Source organism: Limnoraphis robusta CS-951, from assembly GCF_000972705.2.
The window spans coordinates 29,092-38,420 of record NZ_LATL02000096.1; the positions used below are offsets into that span (position 1 = coordinate 29,092).

The 9,329-nt window shown below is 40.6% G+C and carries 8 protein-coding genes and 2 pseudogenes; 2 read left to right on the plus strand and 8 right to left on the minus strand.

Going from position 1 to position 9,329, the window contains the following annotated elements; genetic code table 11:
• Positions 1 to 32 precede the first annotated feature (32 nt).
• The gene (locus WN50_RS08775; RefSeq protein ID WP_046280587.1) at positions 33 to 656 is read right to left on the minus strand and encodes a hypothetical protein; all 624 of its coding nucleotides are present in this window, start codon (positions 654 to 656) and stop codon (positions 33 to 35) included.
• Between the two features lie 200 nt (positions 657 to 856).
• Positions 857 to 1,204, minus strand: coding sequence for a hypothetical protein (locus WN50_RS08780; protein ID WP_046280588.1), 348 nt, complete (start codon positions 1,202 to 1,204; stop codon positions 857 to 859).
• Between the two features lie 593 nt (positions 1,205 to 1,797).
• On the opposite strand from WN50_RS08780, the gene tmk reads away from it, so the two are divergent.
• Together tmk and WN50_RS08790 are read left to right on the plus strand one after the other, a co-directional pair.
• Positions 1,798 to 2,457, plus strand: a complete 660-nt coding sequence (tmk, locus tag WN50_RS08785; protein ID WP_046280589.1) for a dTMP kinase — start codon at positions 1,798 to 1,800, stop codon at positions 2,455 to 2,457.
• The gene (locus WN50_RS08790; RefSeq protein WP_235440880.1) at positions 2,433 to 3,428 is read left to right on the plus strand and encodes a DNA polymerase III subunit delta'; all 996 of its coding nucleotides are present in this window, start codon (positions 2,433 to 2,435) and stop codon (positions 3,426 to 3,428) included. Before tmk ends, WN50_RS08790 begins: the two co-directional genes overlap by 25 nt.
• Before the next feature lie 81 nt (positions 3,429 to 3,509).
• Here WN50_RS08790 and WN50_RS08795 read toward each other — a convergent pair whose 3' ends face one another.
• The 6 genes and pseudogenes from WN50_RS08795 to WN50_RS08820 all read right to left on the minus strand — a co-directional run bounded on the left by WN50_RS08795 (position 3,510) and on the right by WN50_RS08820 (position 9,018).
• Positions 3,510 to 4,289 carry an OmpA family protein gene (locus WN50_RS08795; RefSeq protein WP_046280590.1) on the minus strand — a complete coding sequence of 260 codons (780 nt, stop codon included), beginning with the start codon at positions 4,287 to 4,289 and terminating at the stop codon, positions 3,510 to 3,512.
• 121 nt (positions 4,290 to 4,410) lie between these two features.
• Positions 4,411 to 5,769 carry a hypothetical protein gene (locus WN50_RS08800; RefSeq protein WP_046280591.1) on the minus strand — a complete coding sequence of 453 codons (1,359 nt, stop codon included), beginning with the start codon at positions 5,767 to 5,769 and terminating at the stop codon, positions 4,411 to 4,413.
• 287 nt (positions 5,770 to 6,056) lie between these two features.
• Positions 6,057 to 6,948 (minus strand): annotated as a pseudogene (locus WN50_RS08805) (RNA-guided endonuclease InsQ/TnpB family protein); the annotation flags it as partial.
• A 113-nt stretch (positions 6,949 to 7,061) separates the two neighbouring features.
• Positions 7,062 to 7,304 (minus strand): annotated as a pseudogene (locus WN50_RS33855) (RNA-guided endonuclease TnpB family protein); the annotation flags it as partial.
• A 126-nt stretch (positions 7,305 to 7,430) separates the two neighbouring features.
• Positions 7,431 to 8,123, minus strand: a complete 693-nt coding sequence (locus tag WN50_RS08815) for a hypothetical protein (protein ID WP_046281805.1) — start codon at positions 8,121 to 8,123, stop codon at positions 7,431 to 7,433.
• 4 nt (positions 8,124 to 8,127) lie between these two features.
• On the minus strand, positions 8,128 to 9,018 hold the full coding sequence (locus WN50_RS08820) for a TlyA family RNA methyltransferase (protein ID WP_046281806.1): 891 nt from the start codon (positions 9,016 to 9,018) through the stop codon (positions 8,128 to 8,130).
• Between the last annotated feature and the right edge of the window lie 311 nt (positions 9,019 to 9,329).

Consider the following 9,329-nt stretch of genomic DNA (forward strand, 5'->3'; position numbering starts at 1 on the left):
GATTATAGCACAGAAGGGGCTTGATTTCAAGATTAACGTTGTTTTTGTGGAAATAGAATACCGAAACCAAACACTGCAATTAAACCGAATAAAGTAGCGGGTTCGGGGATCGGTTTAGCTACCCAAGTTCCCGATGAATACACTTTATAATAACCGTATTCAGCCTCATCAAAATCTTCGTTGAAGAAATCGTAACTTAAAGCATGAGTCCAAGTTCCCGATCCTTGGGTGCCATTCATTCTGAGGAAATATTCTGCAAAGTAGGGATCGCCAAAAAACCAAGAATCATCGCTGAAAAAAATTCCATAGCGAGAAATCGTTGCATTATTGGGTGATTTGGTTTCTTCATTCCACCAATAATAACCCGCAGAATCTCCTAAACTCCAGTTATATTCTGGCAGATTGGCGTTGAAGCTGTCAAGCCCCGTTTGAACATAGAAACCATCATCAGTATAGAAGTTGTCTGGTACAAAAGTCTCCGTATCGAGATCGTAGCTAAAACTTCCTTCTCCGACTAACTCTCCTGAGTCACCAAAAAAGTCAATTTGCCATTTTTTAATATTAGTCGCTTGTGAGGGTTCTATGGCGATCGCACTGCATACACAAGCAAGACTAACTGTTGTCAGGGTGAGTTGAGAAATATAGTTTTTATTCATTTTTTGATATTGTCATAGCGTTAAAACAGCTTGTTTCTAAAATACATCGCATCTTTCCTCCTTGATCGTAATAACCGGAGACTTTATCAACTCTTTACAGCATTCCTTCACAAAAGAGGAGTGAATGTAAAGCCATCACCCCTCCTGTTAATTTTTATCAACAATCAACCCTGAGTTTAGATTGATATTTTAAGATATATCTACAATGCAATACTTTCTAAAAGTTCCCATTCACGGTTATCAATAATCAGCTTACTAATATAATCAAACATCTGACGACAGTGGTTATTCACTTTTAAGGGGAGTTCTTCATTTTTGATCACGAGTGTCATTTTGGTTTCTGAGTCGGTAGAAGTCGCCGTGTCAAATACAACCTCAACGGTGACTAATTGAGGAACGGGAACTCGTCCAATCACTTCTCGACAAATAATTGAACTCGGGGTTTCATACATCATGTCTAAATTACAAGTTTCTAATATCTCAATTAACATCAGTCGTAACTCTTCAATGGGAGTAGCAATCACGAAAAAACCAGTGTAGCGAGCCATACAAAACTCCAGACTTTTTTAACAATAAACAAATGGATTCAGTGGGATTAACGTTGTCAAAAGGCTTGCTCTAAATTGAGAGTGAGGAACTTTTTTTCATCTCGTTAAAATTCTGATCATCAGATGAAAGGGTTTCAGCTAGCTCGTTGGATATAAAATGATATTAGCCAGTTAATGCGGAACTTTTTATGTCCAAACAAAGTTGAGTAAATAACTTACTCTAGCTCTGTCTCACCGATTGAAAGTTTGAGCTTTACTGCTTTGCGGCTAGGCTACTAGAATTGTTCTTCAAATCATTTCTCCCAATATCAGAGCATTTTTTTTCAAATCTCCGAAGATGAATGATTTGATCCCCACAGAGGCTGAACAGATGCCTCCCTTAACCCTCAAAAATCTTGATCACTCTATCAATCCGTCTGCAAAATCTATTGTGTGAATTATATCAAAGTCTAGCCGTTTTCTTCTGTGGGTCAGGTAAAATAGCTAGCTTAGATTTAAACAGGGTGAGCGAGTTATACTAGAGGACAACAAAAACAAGTATCAAGAAGGCCTTGAACCTGAGAAAATAACTTCAGGTTTAGCAAAAACAGTCAATGGACGGAAAATTAATTGTATTTGAAGGGATCGAAGGTGGCGGGAAAACAACCCAGATCCAACAAACTTGTGATTGGTTACAGAAGCACCTGGGATCATCTGCACCTGCAATCTTGACAACGAAGGAACCAGGAGGAACGGCTTTAGGGCGATCGCTGCGGAAAATTCTACTCGATAGCCGTCTCGAAGAACCCATCGCCTCCCAAGCTGAATTGTTGCTGTTTGCAGCCGATCGCGCCCAACACGTGGAAACTTTTCTCAAACCGCATCTCGAACAAGGCGCAATTATCCTCTGCGATCGCTTTACCGATTCTACCATCGCCTATCAAGGTTATGGTCGGGGTTTGGATCAAGATTTAATTGTACAACTCAATCAGATTGCGACAGGAGGTTTACAAAGTGATTTAACCTTGTGGTTCGATCTCGAGGTTGAAAAAGGGCTAGCGCGTACTCAAACCCGAGGTGAGATGGATCGGATGGAACAAGCAGATTTAGCGTTTCATCAACGAGTTAATCAAGGGTTTTGTGAATTGGCCTCTCAAGCAGGCGATCGCATCATCCGCATTGATGCCCATCTTAGTTTAGAACAAGTCAGCGAAAAAATCCAGAGGGTTTTGAGTGAACACTTAAAACAATGGGGATTTCTCCTAAAATCATGACTTCAGAAAATGCCTTTTCTCCTCTAATCTCCCAAAAAAAAGCGGTTGAGTTGCTAACTCAAACCGTTCTCCAAAATCGCATTGCACCTGCTTACTTATTTGTCGGCAGTTCAGGAATTGGGCGGAGTTTAGCGGCTCGTTGTTTTATAGAGTTTTTATTTGGTCATACGAGTACAAAACCCCTCAATTCTCAACAGCTAAGACATCGCATTCATCTGGGAAATCATCCCGATTTACTCTGGGTTGAACCGACTTATTTACATCAAGGAAAACGTCTCTCCGCCCAAGAAGCAGCAGAAGCTGGAATCAAACGTCGTTCCCCGCCTCAAATTCGCTTAGAACAAGTTCGAGAAATCGGTCAATTTTTGAGTCGTCCGCCCTTAGAAGCCAGTCGTTTAATTGTGGTATTAGAACAAGCGGAAACAATGGCAGAAGGGGCGGCTAATGGGCTACTCAAAACCTTAGAAGAACCGGGGAATGCTACAATAATTTTAATCGCCCCAGGAGTCGATTCATTGTTATCAACCTTAGTCTCCCGTTGTGCAAAAATCCCCTTTTATCGGTTAGATGAACAAGCCATGAAACAGGTGTTAAAAACCGAGAGACAGGAAGAAATATTAAATCATCCTGAAATCATCGCCATGTCTCAAGGAAGTCCGGGTGAAGCAATCGTTTGTTGGCAACAATTACAAGCGATGTCACCGGAGTTTTTAGACAGCGTTAAACAACCGCCTAAAACTCTCTATGATGCTTTGATTTTAGCGAAAGAAATCAGCCAGACATTAGAGATAGAAGCACAACTTTGGTTAATAGATTATTTACAACATTGTTATTGGCAACAGCAACAAAAAACCGGAAAAATTCATCCTTTATTGTTCCAAAAGTTAGAAAAAGCGCGACAATCTTTATTGAGTTTTGTCCAACCCCGATTAGTTTGGGAATGCACATTTTTGGCTTTTTGTCAAACTTAGGAAAGGGTGAAAGAAAAACCACAAAGATACCAAGACACGAAGATTTTCTCCTGGTATTCTCTGTGTCGAGCGTGGTTTATTTTATCGTTCTTCTGCGGGGGGAGTAAAGCGAATTTCAATCCGGCGTCGGTTGGGATCTTCTTGTCGATTTGGGGGTGCATAGTTTCCCGATGTATCATAGAGTTGCGCCGCAGAATAGGCTTTAAATTTTAAGCCTAATGCTTGCAATTCTTGGTTTTCTTGCAGTTTTTTAACGACTGCTAACGCTCGCATTAACCCTAAGTCAGCATTAGAACCCGGTATTAATTGATTGAAAGATTCATTTCCTTGGATAATTTGTTCTAAGTTCCCGTCTAAATTGCTATAATTTCCACTATTAATTTGACCATCTGTATGTCCGATAACCTCAATAAGATATCCTTGATAATCTTGAGAAAGTGTTTTGATTTGTGCAATTAACTCGTTTTCAACAAATTGATTCAACGGTTCGGATAATTCAGCACTTCCTGACTCAAATCTGCGTTCAGTCGAATCTCTTAAAACAATAATTGGTGGAGATTTTAAGCGTTCTATTTCTTGATTCAGTTCAGTAATTCGGCTACTGCGTTGTTGTAATTCGCCTCTCATTCGGGCGATTTCTCCTTCTAAGTTATTCACCCGATTTGAACGTTGTTGTAATTCCCGTTCAAGCTGTTCGGAACGAGAGGCGTTGGCTTCAGAAACCGATTGCACAAAAACCGATTTAATAATGGCTAAAATTAAAAATAAACTCAAAATCATAAAAGCATTTGACATTAAATCGGTAAATGCTGGCCAAACATTTAATTCTTCTTCTTCTGTTTTGAAACGAGAATGACGCATTTGAAATTTTCCTCATTGATTTTATATTTTGAAGTTTTAACAGCCTTATGGGGTATAAATCCCCAACCAATTGATTCTGACTCCTGATTCGGTGTCTCCTGACTCCTTCTTCAACTTCAATTCACAGTTTAGGATTGTTAGTGGTAGAATGAATTGTCCCTTGAGTGAGGCGATCGCCCAGTTGATCAAGTCCTGAACGAAGCGTTTCTGTATACCGTTCAATTGCAGTTACCAGTTTAGTTAACTCACTTTGAATGTCTTCTAAACTTTCGGTGCGTGTTACCATTCGTCGTTGTAAAATATCTAAAGTATTCATCGCCAGTTGGAAGCCTTGAGTCGCATTTTGAAGCTGTTGAGTCATCTCTCCTAAAGACTGTTGATTGATGCGGTGAACTTCCATTAACTCTTGGGAGGTTTGAGAACTTTGATTCATTTGTTCCCCTATTTTAATTAACCGTTTGCTATAATTTTGTAGCTCAATCATCGCTACATCAACGGATTGAACAGAAGCGGCTAAACTGGTAGCAGATTGAGAAAAACCGCGTTGAGTATTTGCCAGATTTGTGCTTGCACTCGAAAGAGTTTGGGGAAACTGGCTGCGTTCAAAGACTTGTGCAGCTTCCATAAACCGATCTGTTGTCTGTTGAAAATTCTGGGAACTTTGAATCACTTGATTAGAGGCTTCTATTAATCGACTATAGACTTGTTCTGAGAGTTGATTAGTTTTGATTTGTGCGGCGGAAACTTCTTGAATTTTGTCTTGCAGTGCGGATTCTATAGACGTTTGAATACTGCGACTAAATTGATGTAAAAACTGCTCAAAAGTATTGACCATTCCCTGAACAACTCTATCGAGATGGGTTTCTCCTTTGAGACTCGGTTGGTAGATATTATCGAGATAATCTTCTAACGCACTCAACAGTTTATTTTTAGCTAAATTTGTATTAAACATAAAGTTAACAATCGTCAGAAAGGCACTAAATAAAATAGCCGTTAAACTGGTAATAAAAGCAATCCCCATCCCTTGTAGCGGTTGTTGAATTTCTTGTAATAAACTGGTAATATCCGTTCCACTGGTTGCACTCACGGCTTGACTCAAAGCCGCTAAATTTATCGTAATTCCGACAAAGGTTCCTAATAATCCAAACGATAATAATAAATTGGGTAAAATCCGAGTGAAATGGTCAACTTGTTCGCAGGAAATGAAGAAAACGCGCTCTAAACTGTAAATATGATCAATTAATGCACCTGTATTCACCTGTTCTAACTCGCGTCTGGCTTGTGCTAAACGGCTTTCTAACTCCTGTACCAATCTGGGTTTACTTCCTGAAACTTTCCCGTAAATTAATCGCCAAACTTGATTTCCTTGACTGGTCAGATAATAGTGAAGTACCATTCGTAAGAAGACCGAAACGATAGCGGGAACAATCACTAAAGCAACAATCAGGATAATTAAATAATCCGGGATGATAGACAACATGGCAATGACGGTGAGATGGGGTCAGCCGTAGAGGCTATATTCTATTTTGACATCCTCTCCGTCGTAAACAACGGAGATTCCAAACATCACTATTTGGGCTTCCTCTTTCTATGAGTTGACTTACAAGGGTTGGGTTTCCCCGCCCAAGCAGAGATCAGTCTCTCGGGAGGCGTTAATTTCCATCTGCCCGACGGTATTTTCAAAACAGATATTAAGCGGAAAAACGGATTAAGCTACGTGTGAGAAGCCTAGATTTATGCGTTTTACAGTCAAGTTAATCCGTTAATCTATTTCTTATCCGTTTCTTGATTTGATAACTGTTTAAGTGCAGATTTTAGAATGTTTTTGGCGGCATTTTCATCTCGGTTGGATGTGTATCCGCAGTGAGGGCATTTATGAGTTCTCGTACTGAGAGTTTTCACAACCTTTTCACCGCAATTTGAGCAGTTTTGAGACGTGTATGCGGGTTCAACGGCAATCACCGGAACCCCATAAATCCTCCCAAAATACTCCAACCATTCTCTAAATCTGTACCAAGCAGCATCATTAATTGATTTAGCTAAATGATGATTTTTAACCAAATTGCGTATCCGTAGGTTTTCAATCGCTACCAAGTCGTTAGACTGTATGACGTGTCGCAGCTCATTTACAAACCCAATCATTACGCCTGCGTGAAACTCTTAGATACGCTTTCCCTAACCGATTTCTGGCTTTTGTACGGTTTTGACTTCCCTTTTTTGTTCTCGATAACCGACGTTGCAGCTTTTTAATGCGCTGTTCGTCTTTCCTGAAAAATCTTGGGTTTTCTATTTGATTGCCACAAGAATCGGTGTAGAAATGGTTAAGACCTACATCTAGCCCAGTTATTTTTCCTGTTAGTTCTTTATTTTCCTCTCTGGTATGATCGATTAAAAATTGAGCATAATACCCATCATGTCTTCTAATCACTCTCACTCGTTTGATTTGTTGGAGTTGATAGAAGTGGAGATTTCGACTGCCCCAAAGTTTAAATGTACCTGCTTGAAACTTGTCAGTAAACGTTAAATAGCGTCTATCCTCTGAAAGTTTCCATCCCGATGTTTTGTATTCAACAGATGCTCTAACTTGATATTTTTTAAACTTGGGAAATCCTTTTCTACCAGGTATTTTTTGCCGACAATTTTGATAAAATCGTTCAATTTAAAACAGATAGGATAAGGATTTAACGGATTAAGCTATCTGTGAGATGCCAAGATCTATGCGTTTTACAGTTAAGTTAATCCGTTCTTCCGCTTCTCTATCCGTTTTTAAATGGATGCCCATGCTCTTTCTGCGTGTGCTTGTCGAGCCATAGAGTTGAGTTGGTTTACCCAGGGAAAACTCGGGTTGTCTGACAGCAGTTTGCAGTAGGCATAAGCATCGTTGCGGCTTTTAACTTGACCATTTATCCATGCTTTGATGATGCTGTTACGAACAAACCTACCAGTACGGATAGCTTCGTCTAGCTTTCTGTACTGGTATTGGGTTCCTTGCAGCTTCATTTCATACACAAGCATAGATTATCGGCATCGAGCCACGATAAACTTATGTTAGCATAAAATAATCCGTCGTGAACGACCTTGCTCTAAACCTGCTTCTCTTGGTAATCATCGTAAAATCTCAATCAGGAGATTGTCAGCCAATTAATAACGTCCGACAATTTTTAACCCATCTTTGAAATGAGCAACTGTGGTTACAACGGCGACACAAAAGTAAAAAATACGAATTCCCCAAAAACAAATTCCCATTAACCAAGTGACAACGGTTGGCGGAATACCACTGACTTTTACAAATCTAGAGTTGACTTGTTTTTCCAGTTTGGTTAAATCTTCCATTTGAGAAGCTTTCGTCGGAATCATGGGAAACTGACCCGTGTAGAGATAAAATCCAAATACACCCGGATGATTCACCCGACTTTCTAAAAAAGAGTCTCCTAGACTAATCGCAGCACTTTGGGAAATTTGATCTTCTGTAGAAATATCTTCAATCCACAGATTGTATCTAACATATTGAGGAATCGCTAAAATCAGAGGAACAAGAATCACTAAAAATGCAGCACTAATTTTTCGACCCGCCTGAGAAGGAAGTAAAGCCGTCGCTAAACCAAACCCCATCCCGACAACCGCAAAAACCAATAAATTTAACAAATCGATTAGCTCTAGTCCTCGGAGTAAATCACCAAATATAAAGATGGGATATAAATATCGATGAGCTAAAGTGAGTGCAATAATTTTAATGGCAATTGCAATCCCAAATAGAATCGCTCCACAAGCCACATAGCCTAAAGCACTAATGATGTATAGACCGACACGCCCTAGTTGGTGAATCAACTGCATGGAACTACGAGCGAATTGAGGATTTAGAGGAGGAATGAGAAAATTCTAGTTGGGTTGATTGAACGATTTGCAGGATTTGATCTCGTTGGGGAAACGCTTCACCCTCTACACTGAGCCAAAGCAGGTATTCAATGTTACCTGCGGGGCCTTGGAGGGGTGATCCGGTTAAACCCCGGTATTTCCATCCGAGTGTTTCTGCTGCACAATTGACTTCAAAAATGGCATTGGCTTGATCAACCGGATCACGCACAACTCCCTTTTTGCCAACTCGTCCCTTCCCGACTTCAAATTGGGGCTTGACTAACAGTACGCTTTCACAAGGCGGTTGCAGAAGATGCCAGAGCGCGGGAAGAATCTTGGTTAAAGAAATAAAGGACACATCAACAACTGCCAAATCCGCGTAGCTTTTCTTAGTATCTAGTTCGATGGGATTTTCCGCAAGGGGAGAAACAGATAAATCACCAGCATTATACAATTGCTCAGGAGTCAGATAGCGTAGATTCGTGCGTTCTAGCAGAATAACTCGCGGATCATTACGCAGCCGCCAGTCTACCTGTCCATAACCGACATCAATCCCATAAACCTGCTTGGCGCCTGCTTGTAGAAGACAGTCTGTAAAGCCTCCGGTAGAGATACCGCCATCAATACAGATGCGTCCGGCAACGTTGAGTTTAAAATAATCTATTGCTTTGCTGAGTTTTTCTCCGCCCCGAGAGACAAAAGGCGATCGGTGTTTAACTTGGATCTGGGCTTGGGTGTCTATCTCAGTACCCGGCTTGTCAATCACCTGCTGATTAACCATCACCTCTCCAGCCCGAATCAAGCGCTGGGCCAATTGTCGGGAAGAACACAAGTTGCGTTCAATCAAGAGGGAATCGAGCCGTTGTTTTGCCAAGAGAGGGGTTTGAGAGAGATCTCTAAGAATTAACGTGATTGATTCTAGCACAATAGTTCGAGCAAATCGCCGCTATGACCAATCACAAATAGGGGTGAGCAAAAATTCACCCCCAATGATTGAACCCAATTGACATACTCCCCATTTCTAAAGAAAGGGGATTCTCCAAGCCTCACGGCTTTGGATTACTGATTCATTGACAACCCTTACAGCAAGCTAGTTTCCTGACCTACTCTTTGAGGGGTTCGTCTCCCCAGTCGTTCATCCCATTTCAGAGATAGTTTCGGTATGCCCTACCGTACTTGAGAAAA

Bases quoted from the DNA above. Each gene is read 5' to 3' on its own strand.
- WN50_RS08815 (WP_046281805.1), bottom strand. From the start codon at position 8,123: ATGCAGTTGATTCACCAACTAGGGCGTGTCGGTCTATACATCATTAGT.
- WN50_RS08800 (WP_046280591.1), bottom strand. From the start codon at position 5,769: ATGTTGTCTATCATCCCGGATTATTTAATTATCCTGATTGTTGCTTTA.
- WN50_RS08790 (WP_235440880.1), top strand. From the start codon at position 2,433: ATGGGGATTTCTCCTAAAATCATGACTTCAGAAAATGCCTTTTCTCCT.
- tmk (WP_046280589.1), top strand. From the start codon at position 1,798: ATGGACGGAAAATTAATTGTATTTGAAGGGATCGAAGGTGGCGGGAAA.
- WN50_RS08775 (WP_046280587.1), bottom strand. From the start codon at position 656: ATGAATAAAAACTATATTTCTCAACTCACCCTGACAACAGTTAGTCTT.
- WN50_RS08780 (WP_046280588.1), bottom strand. From the start codon at position 1,204: ATGGCTCGCTACACTGGTTTTTTCGTGATTGCTACTCCCATTGAAGAG.
- WN50_RS08795 (WP_046280590.1), bottom strand. From the start codon at position 4,289: ATGCGTCATTCTCGTTTCAAAACAGAAGAAGAAGAATTAAATGTTTGG.